We start from the raw sequence: 20326 nt of genomic DNA on the forward strand, positions 1-20326 counted from the left end.
AGCTACTTTACACCCTGTCCTCCAGAAAATTGCTGTCGATGTCTCCCGAAGAATGGGGGCATGTTCGTGATAGAGCATCTGAGCACAGGAAGAATCCTAAGCTAGGCCTGAGTATCAGGTGCCTTCAGTGCGGTGAGGCGCTGTACATCAGTACACGCCGGCATGGCGTCCGCAACTTACCTCTCTTCTCCCATCATTCAGGCGCCAGGACTCCGTGCTCGTGGAATGGCAGTCAGGCTTGGACGCCTGATCAGGTCCGAGCGCTGCAATATGATGGACGGCAAGAGTCGGAACTACACGCCCGATTATGTCGCGCACTTCAGAATGCCGCGAGGTCAGATCAACGGTACATCAGTAGTGCGATTGATACCTATCGGAGACCAGATACGGGGGAAAGAGGCCGCTATCCGGATGTTCTTGTCAAATGGCTCCATCGTCCGGAAACTGCGTTCGAGGTCCAGCTTTCAAGGGCACAGCAGCCGGAAATCACGGCTCGGGAGGATCATTACAGTAAGGAACAGGTGGACCTGATCTGGGTTTTGCACGGCCTCGATCTCAACGCCGAGCAGTTGCCGCAGTCTTTTAACGACATTATACGGCGCCACAGGGGCAATGCGTTCGTGATGGACCAGAGTTCCCTTGAGGCATCGAACGAACAGGGGACTGTCGTTCTGTCCTGCTACCTCAAAGGATCAGACGGTAAGTTTGACCCTCCCAGACTAGTGAATCTGGATGACCTGACATATCCCGCACGAGGGCTACCGTTTCTGGAGGATCGGATTTCAGCGGCACTGACTGAACGGTCCCGGGAGATGCGACGGCGTTGGCATAACGTCTTCAAAGGATATCCGGATGGAGATTGGCGCCGATTAAGGCGCATCCCGGACCCATTACAAGGTGAAATCGAGGCCTTGAAGAAGCAGCATGGCATGATGTCGACCTACCATGAGGACGACAGCGACTTCCTCTTGTGCCTTCTCGTCGCCTTCGCTCTATCGATCGCTGCCCATGCAGCAAAACCCGATACCCGATTAAGCTATGTCACCCGGCCAGTGCCGACCGCACAGCTTATCAACCTGATCATGCAGCGCGAGGACTTGGGCATGCAGCAATATGCCCTGATCATTCAGTACCTCATCGAGAATACGACTCTGAATGGGAGACTTCCGAAATCCGTTGGTGAGCATCTGGAACGGGCATTTGCGGCGAAGGAGGGAAATCTTTGTCGCGAGTGGGAAGCTGAATGGGCGGTTCTCGCCGATCTTATCCCGGAGGTGTTCGATACAAGAGTTCGGGAGCAAATGACCTATTTGGGATGCCTGCCTGATTGGGTACGGCCACTTGAGAACGGTGCCGATTTATCGGAACTGCCATATCCTTAGTGACGAACAGGAATCCGGCGCCTTGAACCGCCTTGACATAGTTTCCGTCCGGGACTGCAATAGCATGGCCGCTTTCCAAAGGTCGATGCTGTCCTGGGCCAAGAGGCTTACGCTTATTGCAAGCGCCCGAGGCTTAGATTTTGAAGATTTGATCGCTGTCCTGGTTGATCGCTTGCCAATAATCTGTCGGGGCCGGAGTGCCACCCTGAAACTCTACATCGAGAGCGGGGTTCGGCATGGTCAACCGGGCATGACGGGCGTTCTCACAGAATGCATAGGCACGGGCCCAAGTCTCAACGGCAGAGGCCGTCGTCTCTTCCGAGCACGCGGCGCTCACCTTCTGGCAGAACTCCAGAGAGCGAACAAAGATCGATGGGTCTCCCCGACGGGTCAGCACCCGTAGGGCATCAAGATAGTCGTTGCGGAATACGGTCGGTATGACAATTCGCGACAATCCACCCTGGATGAGTTCCTTCGTCATCATGATGCGGCTGAGGCGGCCATTACCATCGTTGAAGGGGTGAACGTCCGAGAGCATGAAATGTATGAACAAGGCTCGAGAGAACGAGTCCTTCAGGCTTTGCAGAACCGCCATCCCCTCCCGGATCGTCCCTTCGACGAGATCGGGATGGACGAAGGTCGTATCCCCTGCTTGGTTCGCCCTTGTCTTGAACTGCCCCGGACGCACAGAGGGACGTGCCTTCATCATCTCATGATGGCGCGCCTTGATTTCATCGAGGAATTCGTCGGCGCTTAAAGACGTGGACGGCCGGGTCCCCAGATCCAGCAGTTGAAGATACGCGCCCAAGACGTCATGCCCATCTTCGGGGCGCGCATCGGGGATCTTGCCTTCGAAGACGATTTCTGCCGCTTCATCGACGGGGAACTCAGTCCCCTCAATAAAATTCGAAAAATAGGCCTCTATGAATGCCCCAGACGTTTTCCTGCCCGGGGTTAAGTCCCGATCAGGCACGACGTGAGGGGCACGCATATTGAGATAATCGGCCAGTTTGACGAGGCGGGTGATACAATTTGGATCGAGGGGTGATCCCATTGTGCGAGCCTTGCCTTGAAGAGTACGCATCTTGGCCTCTCGCGTGCGCAAGAGCGCACTGATGATCCCATTGAGTTCGTCGAACTCCTCCTCCTTCCCGATCTGCGGCGCGATGAGGCGTGCTTGATCGCGGATATGATTGAGATGCTCCTCGCCATGGCTGGAGCAAACAGTTTCCAAATATTTTTCGATCTCGGCGGCACCGACCGTTCGCGACGGCCCACCTCGGGCCCGGGATGGCGTGAGGTTATCGAGGAGCTTCCGAATCGGTCCTGCCAATCTGGTCCCGAGATAAGGCGGATCGCTGTCGATCGGGCCTACTCCGTCTCTGATGTTGATCACGAGACCCGGCAAACGGATCACATCGCGAGCGCGGGGTGCGCTGACAAATACGTAGGCATCGCCAACAGGGGAGCCCGAAGACCGATCGCGCCAAGGTTGGTTGTCCATGCCCGTACGGTCGGTGGCGACTCCATCAGGGACGAGCTTGCCCAAGATTGTATACCAGTTCCGCTGAAGGGTCGTTTCGAGCGGTTCAGCCGAATTCTCGACGTAAACCCCATGCGCAACCCGTGTCAGCTTCCCAGCTGTAGAATCTCTCCGGATCCTCCGGTCAACGGCCTCGTCGCCGGACGGCGTAAAGAGAATACCTGCCATAAAACCTCTCCTAAGAGACGGGTCTCGACCCAAAATGTCCGTACAAATCTCTTAAAATGCCGATCTGTCCGCCACGCTCTAATAAATAATTTCTCATAATGTCGCAAAGAACAAGCCATTGGTCCGCCAAAGTTGCATAAATCTGATATTTGTCCGTTCCAGTCGCATAAGGTCGATTTAAGACGCTGGCGATATCCAATCTCCGCAATATTAGAAGTCAGTGGGGATGCTTCGAGGGCTTGGCGCTGGATCCAAGGTTGCTAAAGTCCAGCTTGAATCTGTGACTATGTCTCAAGGATCTCCATGCTCGCCAAGCCTATCGACGACATCGATCTATCGGACCTGCATGATCTCATTGGGATCGCGGAAGGCCGGCAAATGGAGTTCAAGCGCGACCACTACGGACGTACCGATGAAGCCAGGCGGGAATTCGCCGCTGACGTTTCGGCTTTGGCCAACAGTGTCGGTGGAGATCTTCTGATCGGCATCGAGGAATCCAAGGGTGTTGCCTCGTCGATCCCAGGCGTCGAGGCATCCGATCCAGATGCGCTCGTCCGCGGCATCGAACAGGCCCTGAGCGCTTCATTCGAGCCGCCGATCATCGGAATTCGTATTCGCTGGATCGCCGTGGGCGATGGAAAGGGTGTCATCCTCATTCGTGTCCCCCGCAGTCGCGGTGCTCCTCACAGGGTCACGGCAGCCCGAGACAACCGCTTCTTTGCACGTGATGAAAACGGAAAGCACCCGATGAACGTCAGCGAACTCAGACGAGCCTTCCTGCTCGCTGCGGAGGTCGAGCAGAGAATCCGAGGTTTTCGGGCAGAGCGATTGGAGCTTCTTGCCGCCAATGAAGGTCCCCTTGCCGTAGCCGAGGACGGTCCCCGCTTGATCTGCCACGTCGTGCCCGAGGCATCCTTTACGGACGGGCTGCGGATTGCCTTTGCCCACCATGACGTCGGTGTGCCCCCCTTCGATGCAAGCGGGTACAATTCGTTGCGGTCCATGGACGGCTTCGTGACCTACTCCGGTCCTGAGGAGAAGTTTGAAAGCGTCAGAGCTTTCACGACACTATTCCATAATGGGATCGTCGAATCTGTCGCTCGCATCCCTTCCTATGAAGAGAATGGAAGCGCTCGCATTTCCATCAATGGGATCGAGGACACCCTCATCCATGCTATGGCGCGGACATTACCTGACCTGAAACGGCGGAGCATCCCGATGCCGCTCTACATTATTGTGTCCCTGCTCGATGTGCGGGGAACGAGAGTCGGGTCAAGGCAATGGGAGGCCATCGCCTATCCCTATCGGCGGCCCAATTTGCTGCTTCCAGAGCTTCTGGTCGAGGACGCCGACGATCATTCCGCGCAGGGTATCGCTACTCTTCTGCGTCCGCTCTTCGATCTGCTGTGGAATGCCTTCGGCCGACATGGATCGCCCAACTATAACGGCGAGGGGCGCTACGAGGCTCGTAACTGACTTAGGCCAACGATGGGTGCACCCGTCCCGTGCAATTCCGGAGATGCCGATTATCTCGTGGCAGTCCAGCGCGGCATTGCTCGGTAAAATGCTTGCGTGCCCCTCCTATTGGCAATGTCTAAGCACTGGGCGGAAGATCAAGATCGGGCGGCACGAGCTGGATAATCTTCCGGCCATCGGCGGCGGCCTCTTTCAACGAGCGGTCATAGATCGCCTTGTATCGTTCATACTCTCTTTTGTAACGGGCGGAATCCTTCTCAAGCCTGCGTCTGGCGTTGAAATGGGCCTTCATCTCGTCTTGCTGCCGATGAAGCTTGTCCCGCAACTCGGCAACTTGCCGACGCAATTCCTTGATGACATCGTTAGAGTCACTTGGGCTTTGAACGCGCTGAGAAAGCTCCTCGATCCTGTCTCGTACTCTTGGAAATTTGCATTTCTTCGTCCCGATGTGAGTGCGGGAATGCCCTGCCTCTTTGGCAACGCTCGTGGGGCTAATCTTGAGCTTTCCCCTGCTCTTGAGGGCGATCAGATCCTTGTGCCTCGGCTGCTGGGCGATCAGACGATCCAGGGCATCGTGGAAATCCCTTTCAAGAGAGGACATCGGCGGTTCGGCAACCTTTCTAGCCATCGGTTAGCTTCCGCTCGACAATCCGATCTAAAGTCGCGGTATCGACCTGAAGCTTAGCGAGCAAATTCCGGGCCTGCTCGGCGCGATGACGGACGACGCGGAATTGCCCTTCGGTGCCATTTCGCTCGGCCCGGCGCCACGCCGCCCAATTCTCCACATATCGCCGTTCCCAGTAGGGCACGTGCTTGCCGTCCAGGACGAAGCAGCCGCAGCCGGCGCATAACGTAGGCTCACGCGCTTCGTAATTGGGTTCCTTGTTTCGCCATGAGGCGGTTCCGGCTGCCTCATGGCACCGCATTTTTGCAGGGTTGAGCGGCATGCATTTGCCGTGAGGCGCAAACCAGAGACGAATGCCGTCGTCGACGACGATCTTGTAGACTTTCCGCCAGGCTTGAACTGGGTCAAGTCCTTGCGTTGCCTCCTGGATCTCGGCGATATGATCCTCGATGGTCGCGCCCATGCGCCCGGCCAGAACGGATCGACCAAGCATGTGCTCATAGATGAACGCGGTCGTCTCCTGTACCCGGACGCTATCGAACGTTTCGAAGAGAGCTTGGTTTCGGCCGAGATATCCATACTCAGTAATGGCGGTACTGATATGCTGAAACTGCTGCGCCAGGGCGGGAATCATCGAGCTGTCTGTATTGAAGACGAAATGCGCCAGCGTCTTCCGCCATTGGTGGGTCTTGATGCATCCCCCTCTGCTCACGCGGTACGGCACGAGATCGTTCGGAAGAATCGCACGACTTGACGTGTCAGGCAGCTGCGAGAGGTCTACGTGCCGCGTAATAAACAGGCGCATCCCCTTTCGAAGAAAGTAAGTTTGCACGCGGCCGACGCCGTTTGCGTCCCTTGGAAAACTATGAGTTGTCGAGAGCGTGAGCAGGAGATCTCGCGATCCGGATAACGATCTCAATGGCTCCAGGAGTTCGTGAAGGACTTGAATGGCGCGTACAGGGACTGGGATATCGTTGGTCCCACGCAACCTCATCCCCAACACCCATTCAGCATCGTCCGGCACGTCATTGCCTTTCGACATGTCGCTCTTCAGGATAAATAGCTCATGCAGGCCACTTGCCGAAGGTTGAATTCGGACACATGTCGGCAGTCCTGTCTTCCTATCCAAGCCGGCGGGCAGACCCGCAACCTCGGAGATGCGCATTCCCGTCGTAGCCTGGATGATGATGACGGCTGCGCCATAGACGTCAATGAAGAGACGGCGGAGATCGGTTATGGGACTTGAGCCTTTTGCGGTAGCCCGCAAAGGTTCGTGCCAAGGATTGCCTGAAGCGTCCGCGTCGGAAAAGCGGAACGCTTCGACAACTTGGCGCGTGAGAGCGTTCACGGCATACCGTGACATCGCACTTTTCGAAGCATCAAAGAAAGCTCGTGATAACTGAATAATATCGTCCGCAGGAGCTCCTATCATACGATAGGCCGCGTTGAGGACCGGGAGCGCGACTTCATCCGGGAGGGGCGGAATCTGTCTGGCTGCTCTGACACCAATCCTCCTCGCAAGCTCAGGCGGGCGATATCCGGGCCACGGCCGCGACGGGAGCGACCCGATCCCAGCCTTTTCTAGCTCTCTCCTCTGCTGCCACAGCCAGAAAATGATCCGCAGCCGCCCTGAGATTTGTGCCTCGCTTTCCAGATCGCTATCCGTATCCGCAACCTCGAACGCGAGGTCATCAAGGTACTGAGCGAGGGCCTCGGGGGTAAGTTCAGAGAAACTCGAGTAAGCATTCTTGACCATCCACGTGATCATGTGCTTCAGCCCGGTCGAGAGATTGCTCGCCGAACCCGGAGCGAGACAATTTGCACCGTCCCCTGGAGCCGTGAACAGCGACCAGACCAAACGTCGTGCTGCATCCAAAAGGGGCGCATAAACTGCGTCCTGGAAATTGGTGCCTCCGGGCATCCTGAAGTCCCAGGGAATCATCCGGACTCCCGCCTCCTGTCCCTTAGTCGGTCCATCGAGCCACCATTGAGGAGAGCTCCATTGACTCACACTGGAGACATGCTCGGAAGCGAGACCATCATCTTTGCGAAGGTGAAGCGGAACAGGAGCTGTCTTCCGTATGATATCGGCGGTATTCGCAGTCACGCAACTGAACTCCATATCCGGATAAGCATTCCTGGTACCAGTGAGTTTGGATCTTAGGTTCGATAAGCAGATGGCCGTACGTCAGGATTAGCCGACGGTAGGCAAAGTTACGGGATAGGCAGCCGCTTGCCGCCGGATCTTGTCTGGTGCCAATGCATTGAGTTCCTGGACTGCAAGAAGGCGCGCCCCCCATTGCATCATCCATGTTTTCGGATCCATGACCTCCCGTGCCTGAAGGATTGCCCGCTCGAGTGCAATGTAGTGAGCTACGGAAACAGGATCGTTCGGTCTTGCAGCTGCCATCGGGCAGTCTACGCATTTCCCGTAAGCCAGACAGGGATAGCCTCTTCGTTGCCCGGGGATTACGCCATCATATGGGTCGAGACACAGGAAGCCGGGCGTTGCCGCAGCTTGATCCATTCCATGGGTGCGCCTACGTGGGTCGATAGTTCCATCGGACAAAAACCACCGCTCACGCTGAACAAAGGTCAGTCCCAGTCTTTCTCTTTGACGCTGCTTTGTCCCATCAGAGGTGTAGTGGCTCCAGGTGGTTGCAATTTTTCGATGACGGCCTAGGGCTTTCGCAACTCGAATATCTCCGGTCCGATATTGAATCTCGTCCAGGATCGTTGCCCGAATTTGCTTGAGATTGAATGGGCGTAGATTGTGATCTTTGCAGAATTTGGCCAGAGCATCCTGCCAACCTGCACCATTATTGAGTGGGGCTAGCCTTATTCTACGGGTTGCGCTCCGATGGAGGAAGAGCCGATCCCGATCCTCACCCTCGAGGTCGTTGCGGAATAAGGCGGTCCACTGGGTGATCAAATCGATGGTGAGGCCAATCCCAATGCCGTCTACGGACGCTGCGGAGAGGACGATCGAATCGTCCTCGACCTCTTTCATTAAGTCCGGCCCCGTCGATATTGTGGAGCTTGGCCGAGCCGAGCCTGCGCCTATGGTTACAATTGGATCTTCAGCGGCTCGTTTCTTCGAACCTGGGAGCCGAATGATCTCTTCACCCAACCGAGAATCTCTCTGAATGTCGGAGAGCTTGAGTCCGAAAAGAGTTCCCGGGTTGTAAGCCGTCGCAATGGCCAGGTTCAAAACAAACGGAACAAGCGTCCTGCTGGTCGGACAAAGATATCGAATGAGGTCCAACAGCCCACCGTGAGGCCGGCACGCATTGTAGAGTGTCGAGAGACCTAAGTCCTTCAGTGTCTCCCGGCTCGGCATCAACGGAAGGGCGGCAAGAGTGGCCAGGCAGACAGCCTTCTCACGGTATGCAGACGCCAGGGCGGGTACAGGCGGGATTGCGCTGCGGCCTCGTTCGAGAAGTTCCTGTCCCTCCGCCAACAGCGTCGATGTCGCTATGATTTCCTTACTGATCGCGGCAAGAAGCGCGTCGAGTTCCTCCATTGTCAGACGTTCGGTCGGCTTCTTCTTGTTTTCGAGGTTCTTCCATACCTTCTTCGGCATATTGTCAAACACGGCTTCAGCAACGGCGCGCCATCGATCCTTCGAAGAAAGGCCTTTCAGGATCGGGATCAGACTGTAGTAGCGACCAGCACGAGTGTGTCTCTCCCACAGTGCGGATCCTGTCTCTGGATCGACCTGATTGAGCCAGTTAACGAAACCGTTCAGCAAGGTTGAGTCGAAATCCTCAAGGCGGGCATCCTGACGTCCGGTCTCGATGAGATAGGATACCAAGCCGCGTCTCAGCTCGCCCGCGAGCTGATGCCGTGAGGTCGGCGCGGCATTGCGCCCCCATTCTCGAAAGCCTTCCGCGAGAGGGGCCTTGAGATTTGGCAGTGCGAACAGAAAACTCAGGTCGACAGAGTCATCTTTTTTGACGCGTGGGAAGAACACTCGAAGAGTCGGCAGCCCGGTCTTCGAATCGATTCCCTCGGCCATCTCTACAGGGACTTGGGTACGCTCATTCAGGCTGACAACGTTTTGGTTCATGGCGGACTGGCGCTTCGATTGGGCGACCAGCGACTCGGAAATGTTTCGGCGCCTACTCACGTTGCTTTCCCAATCCGAGCATGTCTCTGATATTCACGGGCACCATCATGCCTTTGAAGATTTCCACCAGGTGGATGTACGTATCGATCGTCGTTTGCACATACGCGTGCCGGAGCTGGGTCTTGATCTTCACCCAAGGCTCGGGATTTCCCAGATTTCTCTCCGCCCAGTAGGTCCAAGTGGCATAGGTATGCCGAAGGTCATGAAAGGTGTGGTTGGGCACAGTCGTGGTGAAAGTTGAGCCGTCTTCGGGATTGATTTTCTCGCGGGTTGTACAGAGGCCGGCCTGAATGCACGTCTCCGAGATGATCTGCTGATAGCGGCGCTTGGTGAGCGGTTTACCCGGATCATTGCTTTCGCGGCCTGACAGAAAGAGAGCCTTCGGACGTTTGCTTTTTGGAGTCCGAAGATCGGTCAAAAGATCTTCTCGTTCACCCTGGATGAACAGGACAATCTCCTCGACCAGATAATTCGGGATGGTGACCCAACCCGACTTCCCGCCCTTGCCGTCCTCAATCCAAAGACGCTGGTGGGCATGGGGGGCCAGCGGATTGGGCGTCATTGCCAAAAACGGATGAATTTCCAGCTTTGCGGTTTCCGCGACCCGCAATCCTCCCCAAAGAGAGATCTCGGCGATAAGACGGTTGCGGCTCGATCGCAGGTCCATCGCCTCGCGCTCACGCGGAAGAGGCCCGAGATACGTCTCGAACTTTCTCCATTCCTGCACGGAGAACGGTCTTATGGCGGCGCGCTTGGGTTTCGATCTGGGAAGGAGCCTCGTGCGCTTGCAGGGCCTGCCTGCACTTGCTCCCGGCCGATCGTCCGTGAGGTCCTGTCCATGTGTTGCCAGGTTACCGCTGTACCAACCTTGCCCGCCGGCGAACCGATAGAAGGCCAGAACCGTGAGCATCCGGGTCCTGATAGTGTTGGGAGCATAGACCTCGCCCGTATGAGGTGAAATCCCCCGGATCATGAGATCGCGCCAGGTCTTCAAGTCCTCCACCGTGGCAATTGTCCAGTCGAGATCGATCGCCCTTAGGAACTCCAGCCAATACTTGAGCTCATACGCGGCTGAGCGCCACGTCTGGACGGATGCTCGGGAAGAGCTTTCGACAAAGTCCTCACGCAAAAATATGGATGGTGCCTCGACGATCCGCATCGTCGGCTCTTCCACGATGTACGGCTCGTGCAAACGAACCTCAGGAAGGTCGTGCCGTTCAACAAAGTACACATTGAGAGAAGTGTTCACTGATGTGCGCCGCTTCGTTCCAAGCCATGGACAGATTTGCAGCAGAAAAGAAGAAGTTTTCCGGCGCACGCAAATCATTATTGAACAGTCGCAGACTTCTTATGTGTACTTATGTGTATAAGTTACAAGCTACTTATCCCATCAGTTGTATTTCACTTAATCGCAGTTGAGTTGACTGAAAACGCGAACTGAAAGCCGGACCTGCACACAGGGGCGAAACGGCTTCGGCGCTATGGGGAAGCGCGCCGCTTCGCCCCTATGCACAGCTCCTAGTGTCTCACTCGCTTGAAGCCTAAGAAGCAGTCGATCTTACCCTTTGAGAGGTGAGTACCCTGAACACTGCTGGGACTTCATAGAACGAACAGGCAGTAATTGGTCAGAAGGATTTTGAGCAGGGAGACGCAGCGTCCGTCCGGCGTATAGGCGTGGCAGATGCCCGATGCCGTGGTTGAGCCCAGACCGTCGATATCGGCCTTGCGTCCGCCCGCGCCCGAAGAAGAGCACGAGGCGTCGTATTTCGCCGCGTCGGCGAGGATTCGGAGCTTGCGGCTCAGCTTCTCGTCCATGGAATCAAGGGCCTTCCGCTGAATTGTTCTTGTTTTGTTCTAGCATGAACGTGGAAAGAAGGCGAGAGATGGAGGCGGGGCGGGAGGTCGCACAGGAGAGGCTCCAGGCCAAAGCGTCATCCTGGGCTCAGCGCTGACTACCTCTCCCGTGCGGGAGAGGTCGACGCGCGTGAGCGCGGCGGGTGAGGGATGCGCGCTTTCCGAAGGGGCCTGTAACCCCTCACCCCCACCCTCTCCCTCAGGGAGAGGGAGAACCCACACCATTTCCGAATTGCGATCCCCGATCTGCGTTGCACTCCGTCCGGAATGACCAGAGCCAAATGGACATTTTCCGCAGGCAATTGCCGAATATACATGCACTAAAGCCTTAGGCTTTTGCACTGGAAATCATCCGGACCCTTGTCCTATGCTTCCGCAGCGGTAATTTCGTAACGCGCCTGACGTGTGAAAGAAAACATCCTGCATGATCCGTTCCGTTCTCGACGGCCTTTATCTCTTCGCCGGCTACCTCGCGGGCCTGTTTCTCCTCGTGATCTTCCTGCTGATGATGGGCCTTTCCTTGGGTCGCGGTATCGGGTTCAACATCCCCGCAGGCGATGATTTCGCGTCCTGGTCCATGGCGGCCATGGCCTTCCTAGGGCTCGCCCATACCTTCCGCTCCGGAGAGATGATCCGGGTCGGTCTGCTCACGGATCGGCTGCATGGCAGAGCGCGCTGGTGGGCTGAGATGTTCTCTCTCGTGATCGGCCTCGGCTTTGTCGGCTTCTTCGCATGGCATGCGGTGCAGCTCACCTATGACAGCTATCGCTTCAACGACATGGCGCAGGGCGTGCTGGCCGTGCCGCTTTGGATTCCGCAGATCGGCTACGCGACGGGCCTCGTCATTCTCTTCATCGCCTTTGTTGACGAGTTCATCCATGTGCTGCGCGGCGGCGATCCACGTTACGAGAAGCCGCCTGCCACCACCGCCGAAGAGGTGGTGGAGCGCGCCATCCAGAGCGGAGTGTAAGGCCTATGGAACTCATCGAGATTTCGGGCCTGTTGCTGCTGCTTCTCGCGGTGCTTCTCGCGGGCGGCGTGTGGATCGCGATTGCGCTCATGGCTTGCGGTTGGGTCGGCATGCAATTCGTGGGCGGCGGCATCCCAGCAGGTCCGGTGCTTGCCACCACGATCTGGGGCAATTCCGCGTCGTGGACATTAGCGGCACTGCCGCTTTTCATCTGGATGGGCGAGATCCTGTTCCGTACACGCTTGTCGGAAGAGATGTTCCGCGGCCTCGCGCCCTGGCTCAACTGGCTTCCCGGTCGCTTGATGCATGTGAACGTGCTCGCCTGCGGCATCTTCGGTTCCGTGTCCGGCTCGTCCGCCGCCACCTGCGCGACGGTAGCGAAGATCGCTTTGCCGGAACTGAAGAAGCGCGGCTACAACGAGACGGTGAGCCTCGGTTCGCTTGCAGGCGCGGGCACGCTCGGCATTCTCATTCCGCCCTCGATCACCATGGTGGTCTATGCGGTGGCGGCGAACGTCTCGATCATTCAGATTTTTCTGGCGGGCTTCCTGCCGGGCCTTCTCGTGATGGCGCTCTATTCGGGCTACATCGCCGTGTGGTCGATGCTCAATCCATCGAAATCTCCTCCGCCCGAACCGAAGATGTCGTTTCGCGAGAAGCTCAAGGAATCGACCAATCTCATTCCCGTGGCGCTCCTTATCCTGCTCGTGTTCCTCACGCTGCTTCTCGGCTGGGCGACGGCGACGGAATGCGCGGCCTGGGGCGTGCTCGGCTCGCTCGCCATCGCCTGGTGGTCGGGTTCGCTGTCGTGGGAATCGTTCTGGGCGAGCGTGATGGGCACCACACGCATCACCTGTATGATCATGCTGATTCTGGCCGGCGCGTCCTTCATGTCGACATCGATGGCCTATACGGGTATTCCGCAGGCGCTCGCCACCTGGGTCGATGGGCTGAACCTCTCGCCCTACGCGCTCATCGCCGCTCTCACGATCATGTATATTCTGCTCGGCACGGCGCTCGATGGCATCTCGATGATCGTGCTGACCACGGCGGTGGTGATTCCCATGGTGAAGACGGCAGGCTTCGATCTCATCTGGTTCGGCATCTTCCTCATTCTCGTGGTCGAGATGGCGGAAGTCTCGCCGCCTGTCGGCTTCAATCTCTTCGTGCTTCAAACCATGTCGGGCAAGGATTCGAACACGGTGGCGCTCGCAGCCCTGCCGTTTTTCTTCCTGCTCGTCGTCGCGGTGGCGATCATCACGGTGTTCCCGGAAATCGTGATGTTTCTGCCGCAAATCGCCTTCCCGGATTCATAAGAGCAAAACACCAGAGGAGAACCATTATGAAGACCTGGACTCGCCTTTCCCTGAGCTTGGCAGGCGCCATGCTCCTGAGCGCTCCTGCTTTCGCGCAGACCAAGTGGAACCTGCCCGCCGCCTATCCACCGGACAATTTCCACACGGAGAACCTCAATGCCTTCGCCAAGGACGTGGCGGATGCGACCGGCAACAAGCTGCAGATCACGGTGCATGGCAACGCCTCGCTGTTCAAGGCGCCGGAGATCAAGCGCGCGGTGCAGACGGGTCAGGCGCAGGCCGGTGAAGTGCTGATGTCGCTGCATGAGAACGAAGATCCGGTCTACGGCCTCGACGTGGTGCCCTTCCTCGCCACCTCCTTCGACCAGTCGAAGAAACTGTGGGACGTACAGAAGCCTGCCATCGAGAAGAAGCTCGCAAGCCAGGGCCTGATGCTGCTCTATGCGGTGCCATGGCCGCCGCAGGGAATCTTCGCCAAGAAGGACATCAACACCGTCGAAGACCTGAAGGGCGTGAAGTGGCGCTCCTACAATGCGGGCACCGCACGCATTGCGGAACTCGTCGGCGCGCAGCCGGTGACGGTGCAGGCGGCAGACCTGCCGCAGGCGCTGGCAACCGGCGTCGTCAACACCTTCATGACATCGGGTGCGACGGGTTATGACTCGAAGGTTTGGGAATCGCTTTCTCACTTCTACGACACGCAGGCCTGGATTCCGAAGAACATCACCTTCGTGAACAAGGCGGCGTTCGATGCGCTCGACAAGCCGACGCAGGAAGCCCTGCTCAAGGCCGCCAAGACGGCGGAAGAGCGCGGCTGGAAGACGGCTCAGGAAAAGACCAAGTGGTACACGGAGCAGATGGCTGCGAAGGGCATGAAGGTCCTGCCGCCGAGTCCGGAACTCAAAAGCGGACTGCAGAAGGTTGGCGAGCAGCTGACGCAGGATTGGTCCAAGAAGGCAGGTGCCGACGGGCAGGCGATCATCGACAGCTATAAGAAGGCGGCGATGTGAGAGATCTCAACGTTTATGGATAAAAGGAAAGGGGCCTGTGAGGGCCCCTTTCTCATATTGGCTTCTTCCGAGCTTAGCGGTTCATCTTGAACTCGGGCATGCCCTGAAGCTGCTCCTTGGTCATGTTGACCACGGCGTGATCGGGAGACATGCGGTCGGCGTTGTCGGCCGCATTGTTCGAGGCCATGGTGCCAGAGGTAGAACCGGCGGTGCCGGTAGCGGTCGAGCCCGTGGTGCTCGGCGCCGTCGTCGTGGCGGTACCCGGAGCGCCGGTGTTCATGTTGTTCGACGTCGTGGTGTTGGCACGCGGCTCGTTCATGAACTTGACCTGATCGAACGCAATGGCCACGTCGCGCTCACCGATGCCGAGGAAGCCGCCGACACCGACCACGACGGCCTGAACCTTGCCGTTTTGATCGATCAGCATTTCGCTGATGTCGCCGATCTTCTCGTTGTTCTGGTTATAGACGTTCAGGCCTTCGATCTTCGAAGAGCGCCACTGACCGGAATGCATCTGGTTCATGGAGCTGCTGCTCGTGCTCGAGCTGCCCATGCTGGACGAACCAGTGGTGTTGTTCATCGCCGGAGCGTTGGTCGAAGGGCTGGTGGTTGAACCGGAGCCAGACGACGTCTGTGCGAGAGCCGGAGCAGCAATCAGAGCCGAGCCGAGAAGAGCCATAGCGAGATGTTTTGCAACCATGTAATCCTCCAATTGGTGAGTACGGCATCAGGAGCCGCTTGGTCACTCAACGGGCGAGGTGGGAATTGGTTCTGTGATTTGTCTTCACAGAGTCGCGGTTGCGCATTTCAAAAAAGAATGGCCGGGTCGAGCCCGGCCATCGCAACGAACTTGGCCGTACCTCAGGCCAAAGTGAAATCCATCGTGATCTCGGCGTTGAGTACTTTCGAGACCGGGCAGTTCTTTTCCGCCGCGCGGGCGAGTTCCTCGAATTTGGCGCGGTCGATGCCGGGAACATTAGCGTTCAGCGTGAGCGCCGATTTCTTAATCGCGAAGCCGCCGCCTTCCTGCTCGAGGGAAACCACCGCCTCGGTGGTAAGCTCAGTCGGCGTGAAGCCTGCGTTCTGGAGCTGGAAGGCAAGGGCCATGGTGAAGCAGCCCGCATGCGCCGCCGCGATCAGCTCCTCGGGATTCGTGCCCTTCTCGTTCTCGAAGCGGGTCTTGAAGGAATAGGGTGTGGAAGACAGTACCCCGGAATCGGAGGTGAGGTGGCCGGTTCCATCCTTGCCAGTCCCCTGCCAGACGGCTCTTGCCTTGCGGTTCATCGTTGTCTCCTTGTGACAGTTGAGGTTGGGTGATGTAGGACAAGGGTCACCGGGCTCCAGTCCAAGGCTGCGCAAATCAGCTTTGCCGCTGCGCCCGTCTAACGAGATATGTGCATGGTTCATCTCAATCCTCGTCTGCGTCCCCGGCTTTTAGGCTCGGCTCTTCTGGCGCTCCTCGTCTATGCCGCGTTGCCGCAGAACTGGGATAAGGTTTCACGACTTCTGGTGGCCTGGGACATAGGCATCGCATGCTATCTGGCTGTGGCCCTGGCGATGGCGGCGCGTTCCACCACCGCTCAGATGCAGCACCGCGCAGCTCAAGAGGACGAGACATCCCTGGTGTTCCTGATCCTGACCCTGTCCGCTGCCGTGGCCAGCATCGTTGCCATCGGCATCGAGTTGTCGGGGATCAAGAACGTGGATGGGCAGCAGAGCTTCCGGCTCGCCATTGCCGGTGTCACGATCCTGTGTTCCTGGTTTTTCGTGCACACGATCTACGCCATTCACTACGCCCACGAGTATTACGGCGACAAAGGCGAGCGGCAGGGGCTGACCTTTCCGCACAAGGACAAGCCCGATTACTGGGACTTTCTGTACTTCTCCTTCAATCTGGGCGCCGCCGCCCAGACTTCCGACGTGGTGATCGTTTCCAAGCGCATGCGTCGCCTAGCGCTCGCCCATACGGTCCTGGCCTTTCTGTTCAACACCACCATCCTGGCGCTCGCCGTGAATGTCGGCGCGGGGCTTCTCTAACGATCCGGCTCAAAGACATGCTCTCTCCCTCGCCTGCAATCGTTCCCGTGCTCGAAACGGAGCGCCTCACCTTACGCGGCCACAGGCTCGATGATTTCGAGGATTCCTTTGCCCTCTGGTCCGATCCGGATGTGACGCGCTTCATCGGCGGCAGGCCTTCGACGCGGGAAGAAGCCTGGGGCCGCTTGCTGCGCTACATTGGTCATTGGTCGCTGCTTGGTTTCGGCTATTGGGCCGTCGAGGAGAAGGCCACCGGACGCTTCATCGGCGAGACGGGTTTCGCCGAAGGCAAGCGCGAGATCGAGCCGTCGCTTGAGGGCATCCCGGAGATCGGTTGGGCGCTGTCTCCGCGGGTCCATGGCAAGGGTTATGCGACGGAGGCCGTGCGTGCGGTCATCGCCTGGGGCGAGGGCCGTTTCGGAGCCGCCCGCACGGCCTGCATCATCGCGCCGGAGAACGCCGCATCGATCCGCGTCGCCGAGAAGGCAGGATACCGGGAATTGCAGCGCACGACCTACAAGGACAACCCGACGATCATGTTCGTGCGCTGACGCGCAAGCTTTAGCCCGATCGGCCATCCGTCTCCTCGAAAGCGCACAGCGCCAATGTCTCGGCATGGTTGCGCAGGTCGTTCGGCCATGGCTGGATGAGGGCCATGAATTCGGCCCGCTTGCCGGCGAAGAGGCAACGGGAGGCTTCCTCGAAGCCCGGAAGATTGCCCGCCATGATCGACATGAAGCGATAGAGCGATTCCTGGCCTTCCCGCCGGTTGTCCTTGGCCTCGTTGGCGCGTCGCGCATCCTCGACGAGCTTGCGTAGCGCGACCGAAGCGCCGCCCGGCTGAGCATTGAGCCAATCCCAATGGCGGGGCAGGAGGGTGACCTCACGGGCCACGACTCCGAGCTTCGGCCTGCCCCGGCCGCGTGGCTGGTTTTCGGCCTCGGCCTGCGGATGCTGGGCTTTCAACCGCTGCACCACATCCTCCGCGCTGCCGCGAAAATCCACGTCGACGACGCGGGAGTTCTCGTCGTCGAGGATGAGGATGGGCTCCAGCTCGCCGGTCTCCATCACCTCTTTCGTCTTCAAGGCCACATCCGCCAAGGCTCCGGACGCGATGCGTCTGGAACCGGCAAAGGCGGTGTAGTGCTGAGGCTTGTCGTTGTTCATGATTGCTTGCTCCTGAATCGTTGAGCAGGCTTTTATCCGGGTAAAATTTAGATGTCAATATTGTCCGGGTAATATTCAAGATAGACCGTCCTCACGTTCTCCATCTACGACCTGCCGCGCCACGTCGAACCGGAAACCGGCGCGGGCGAGGGCGGCGAGATCCTTGCCGCGATAGGGTGTCCGGTCACCGGGGCGATAAGGCCCGAGCTTGCGGCGGCGGGCGAGGGCATGAGCGGCCTTTTCCTCGTCATCCTCCTCGCCGCCTTCGAGAGCGGCAGTGATGGTGGTGCGGTCGACGCCCTTGGCCGAGAGCTTCGCCTGGATCGCGCGCGCCGATCCGCCCCGGCGGCGCAAGGTGGCGACGCGCGCCTCCGCATAACGCGTATCGTCGATAAGGCCGGTGCGCAGGCTTTTCGCCACCACCTCGTCGATCATCTCGGAAAACTCGGCAGGGTCCTCGCCGCGCAGGCGACAGCGCTTGTCGACCTTGCGCTTGAGCACGCGCCGCAGGTTCTCGGCCGATGAGGCATAGCGTTCGAGATAAGCGAGCGCCGCCCGCTGCAGATAAGCAGGCGTGACTTTTCGCGGAGGTTTCTTGACCGGCTTTTCGTCGTCGCTCATGCGGAATTCGTCTTGGGCGGAAGCGATGTCTCGCCCGGTTTTTCCACCTGACCCTTACGCTGCAATTGCAGGGCGACGAACCAGCACAACGCAGCCCAGGCCGCGCCCACGGACCATCCGGCGAGAACGTCGCTCGGCCAATGCACGCCGAGATAGACGCGGCTTGCGCCGACCAGCAGCGTCATGATGATGGCAAGGCTCATGATGAACGCGCTGATGCGCCGGCTCTTCTCGATGCGGGCGAGCAATGCGCCCAACGTCAGATAGGTGATGGCCGAGAGCATGGCATGACCGCTCGGAAAGCTCGCGGTGTAGACGCGCGTCGCATGGGGCACGAGATCGGGACGGGGGCGCTCGAAGCCAAACTTGAGACCTGTCGAGATCAGCGTGCCGCCGACGATGGAGACGAAGACGAGCAGCGCAGCAGCACGCTTTCCCGCCATGAGCAGATAGATGATCGTTGCCGCGGTCAGCAGGGTAAGGATCGCGTAGCCCCCGAGGCCGGTGAAATCCCGCGCAGCCTCCTCCAGCCAGCTCGGGCCCAAGGGATCGGCGAGGTTCTGGGGGTCGCGCAGGGCAAGCAGGATCGCGCTGTCGAGCTCATGCGTCTCGCCCTCGGTCACCTCATCGGCGATGGCGATGAAGGCCCAGGCGAACAAGCCGCAGGCAAAGAGAGACACGAGAGGGCCGATCTCGTTCAGCCGCAGGCGGAGCCAGACATTGGCGATGGGCGCGAGATATTTGTTCATGCCTGCTTGAGATAGGAGCAAGGGGCGATCCGGCGAGGGCATCTCAAAGCTCCAGTCTTTTGCGCCACGCTTTCGGCGCGGTGATGCTTCCCAGGCCGAGCCATTCGGCCATGAGACGCAGCTCGTCGCCGAGCGCGGGCGCGATCTCGTCCGGCGTCACGGATGCTTCCGGATGGATCGAGTGCACGATGAGATTTCCCTTCACGCGGTCCGCCTTCAGATCCACGCGGGCGACGATCTTTTCTCCGAGCACGAAGGGCAGGCAGTAATAGCCGAATTCGCGCTTCTCGGCGGGCGTGTAGATTTCGATGCGGTAGTGGAAATCGAACAGGCGCTCCGTGCGCGTGCGCTCCCAGACGATGGGATCGAAAGGCGAGACCAAGGCGCGCGCCTCGACGCGACGCGGCATCTTCGCTTGGCGGTCGAGATAGACCGGCCCGCTCCATCCCTCGACGGTGACGGGAACGAGATCGCCCGCTTCCACGAGTTCGGGAATACGCGCCTTCGCATCCTGCGGACTCAAGCGGAAGTAATCGCGCAGGCAGCGCTCGGAGGCGATGCCGAGCGCGCGGATGGAGCGGCGCAGCAATTCGCGCTGCGCCTCGTTCTCGTCGGGCGTCGGCGTGTTCAGCACATCGGAGGGCAGCACGCGCTCCGGCAAGTCGTAGAGGCGCTCGAAACCGCGCCGCGTGGCGGTGGTGACTTCCCCGGCCCAGAACAGCCATTCGAGCGCGCGCTTGCCGTCGCTCCAACCCCACCAGGCTCCCTGGCTCTTGCCGCCGATGGACAATTCGCCCGCGCCGATGGGGCCGCGCGTCTCGATCTCACGGCGCACCTGTTCGATGAAGGCGCGCTTCTCCTTGCCGAAGCGGGCAAGGCCGCCATAGGTGCCTTCGCCTCTGGCTGCCCGCGCCATGCGCCAGCGGAAGTGAGGGTGCAGGTCGAGGGAGATCAGCGACGCCTCGTGGCCCCAATACTCGAACGTCTCCCGCTTCTTCGGATGATAGGCGATCGTCTCGAGCAGATCGCGGTCGTATGATCCGAGCCGCGAGAAGAGGGGCATGTAATGCGCCCGCACCAGCACGTTCACCGAATCGATCTGCAACAGATGCGCGCGCTGCAAGTGGCGCTTCACATGACGCAGACTGGCGTCGTCGGGCCGCGCTTCGTGAAAGCCTTGAGCGGCGAGCGCGATGCGGCGGGCTTGGGGGAGGGAGATTTTGGTGCGGGGGGCCATGAGCGAAGGGATGTGATGAGCGGACAGGTAAGGACAATTCGA

The 20326-nt window shown here is 58.8% G+C and carries 18 protein-coding genes and 1 pseudogene; 7 read left to right on the forward strand and 12 right to left on the reverse strand.

What is annotated here, in order from left to right; translation table 11 throughout:
- Positions 1-38 precede the first annotated feature (38 nt).
- A complete protein-coding gene (locus MHY87_RS18720; RefSeq protein WP_255726503.1) occupies positions 39-1382 on the forward strand; it encodes a DUF6035 family protein in 1344 nt (447 codons plus the stop codon).
- A gap of 133 nt (positions 1383-1515) precedes the next feature.
- Here MHY87_RS18720 and MHY87_RS08575 read toward each other — a convergent pair whose 3' ends face one another.
- Positions 1516-3093, reverse strand: coding sequence for a Fic family protein (locus tag MHY87_RS08575; RefSeq protein ID WP_239351037.1), 1578 nt, complete (start codon positions 3091-3093; stop codon positions 1516-1518).
- A gap of 303 nt (positions 3094-3396) precedes the next feature.
- Here MHY87_RS08575 and MHY87_RS08580 point away from each other — a divergent pair, with 303 nt between their 5' ends.
- On the forward strand, positions 3397-4569 hold the full coding sequence (locus MHY87_RS08580) for a helix-turn-helix domain-containing protein (protein ID WP_239351038.1): 1173 nt from the start codon (positions 3397-3399) through the stop codon (positions 4567-4569).
- 118 nt (positions 4570-4687) lie between these two features.
- On the opposite strand, the gene MHY87_RS08585 is transcribed toward MHY87_RS08580, so the two are convergent.
- The 5 genes and pseudogenes from MHY87_RS08585 to MHY87_RS08605 form a co-directional block, all read right to left on the reverse strand.
- Entirely contained in the window at positions 4688-5197 is a 510-nt protein-coding gene (locus MHY87_RS08585; protein ID WP_239351039.1) for a hypothetical protein, read from the reverse strand.
- Complete coding sequence (locus tag MHY87_RS08590) at positions 5190-7136, reverse strand: hypothetical protein (protein ID WP_239351040.1); 1947 nt, start codon at positions 7134-7136, stop codon at positions 5190-5192. The genes MHY87_RS08585 and MHY87_RS08590 overlap by 8 nt, the downstream gene beginning before the upstream one ends.
- A gap of 252 nt (positions 7137-7388) precedes the next feature.
- Complete coding sequence (locus MHY87_RS08595; RefSeq protein ID WP_239351041.1) at positions 7389-9263, reverse strand: hypothetical protein; 1875 nt, start codon at positions 9261-9263, stop codon at positions 7389-7391.
- Between the two features lie 52 nt (positions 9264-9315).
- The gene (locus tag MHY87_RS18970) at positions 9316-10572 is read right to left on the reverse strand and encodes a site-specific integrase (protein WP_239351043.1); all 1257 of its coding nucleotides are present in this window, start codon (positions 10570-10572) and stop codon (positions 9316-9318) included.
- A gap of 359 nt (positions 10573-10931) precedes the next feature.
- Positions 10932-11138, reverse strand: a pseudogene (locus MHY87_RS08605) (radical SAM protein); the annotation flags it as partial.
- A 463-nt stretch (positions 11139-11601) separates the two neighbouring features.
- Here MHY87_RS08605 and MHY87_RS08610 point away from each other — a divergent pair.
- From MHY87_RS08610 to MHY87_RS08620, 3 genes are read left to right on the forward strand one after another with little or no spacing between them, the layout of a single operon-like run.
- Complete coding sequence (locus MHY87_RS08610) at positions 11602-12147, forward strand: TRAP transporter small permease (protein ID WP_239351044.1); 546 nt, start codon at positions 11602-11604, stop codon at positions 12145-12147.
- 5 nt (positions 12148-12152) lie between these two features.
- Positions 12153-13463 (forward strand): TRAP transporter large permease, encoded by a 1311-nt coding sequence (locus tag MHY87_RS08615; protein ID WP_239351046.1) that lies wholly within the window; start codon positions 12153-12155, stop codon positions 13461-13463.
- Between the two features lie 26 nt (positions 13464-13489).
- Positions 13490-14473, forward strand: coding sequence for a TRAP transporter substrate-binding protein (locus MHY87_RS08620; RefSeq protein ID WP_239351048.1), 984 nt, complete (start codon positions 13490-13492; stop codon positions 14471-14473).
- Between the two features lie 73 nt (positions 14474-14546).
- Here MHY87_RS08620 and MHY87_RS08625 read toward each other — a convergent pair whose 3' ends face one another.
- Both MHY87_RS08625 and MHY87_RS08630 read right to left on the reverse strand, forming a co-directional pair.
- Complete coding sequence (locus MHY87_RS08625) at positions 14547-15173, reverse strand: PRC-barrel domain-containing protein (RefSeq protein ID WP_239351050.1); 627 nt, start codon at positions 15171-15173, stop codon at positions 14547-14549.
- 161 nt (positions 15174-15334) lie between these two features.
- Complete coding sequence (locus MHY87_RS08630; RefSeq protein WP_239351052.1) at positions 15335-15757, reverse strand: OsmC family protein; 423 nt, start codon at positions 15755-15757, stop codon at positions 15335-15337.
- Between the two features lie 114 nt (positions 15758-15871).
- On the opposite strand from MHY87_RS08630, the gene MHY87_RS08635 reads away from it, so the two are divergent.
- Together MHY87_RS08635 and MHY87_RS08640 are read left to right on the forward strand one after the other, a co-directional pair.
- The gene (locus MHY87_RS08635) at positions 15872-16510 is read left to right on the forward strand and encodes a DUF1345 domain-containing protein (RefSeq protein WP_239351054.1); all 639 of its coding nucleotides are present in this window, start codon (positions 15872-15874) and stop codon (positions 16508-16510) included.
- 17 nt (positions 16511-16527) lie between these two features.
- The gene (locus MHY87_RS08640; RefSeq protein ID WP_239351055.1) at positions 16528-17061 is read left to right on the forward strand and encodes a GNAT family N-acetyltransferase; all 534 of its coding nucleotides are present in this window, start codon (positions 16528-16530) and stop codon (positions 17059-17061) included.
- A 10-nt stretch (positions 17062-17071) separates the two neighbouring features.
- Here the strand turns inward: MHY87_RS08640 and MHY87_RS08645 are convergent, their stop codons facing one another.
- The 4 genes from MHY87_RS08645 to MHY87_RS08660 form a co-directional block, all read right to left on the reverse strand.
- Positions 17072-17677, reverse strand: coding sequence for a DUF2239 family protein (locus MHY87_RS08645; protein ID WP_239351056.1), 606 nt, complete (start codon positions 17675-17677; stop codon positions 17072-17074).
- Positions 17678-17752: 75 nt separating this feature from the next.
- The gene (locus tag MHY87_RS08650; protein WP_239351057.1) at positions 17753-18298 is read right to left on the reverse strand and encodes a regulatory protein RecX; all 546 of its coding nucleotides are present in this window, start codon (positions 18296-18298) and stop codon (positions 17753-17755) included.
- Positions 18295-19047 carry a phosphatase PAP2 family protein gene (locus MHY87_RS08655; RefSeq protein ID WP_239351503.1) on the reverse strand — a complete coding sequence of 251 codons (753 nt, stop codon included), beginning with the start codon at positions 19045-19047 and terminating at the stop codon, positions 18295-18297. Before MHY87_RS08655 ends, MHY87_RS08650 begins: the two co-directional genes overlap by 4 nt.
- A gap of 43 nt (positions 19048-19090) precedes the next feature.
- On the reverse strand, positions 19091-20284 hold the full coding sequence (locus MHY87_RS08660) for a winged helix-turn-helix domain-containing protein (RefSeq protein WP_239351505.1): 1194 nt from the start codon (positions 20282-20284) through the stop codon (positions 19091-19093).
- Positions 20285-20326: the final 42 nt, after the last annotated feature.

The sequence above is a fragment of the Microvirga sp. ACRRW genome, assembly GCF_022346925.1.
Classification (GTDB): domain Bacteria; phylum Pseudomonadota; class Alphaproteobacteria; order Rhizobiales; family Beijerinckiaceae; genus Microvirga.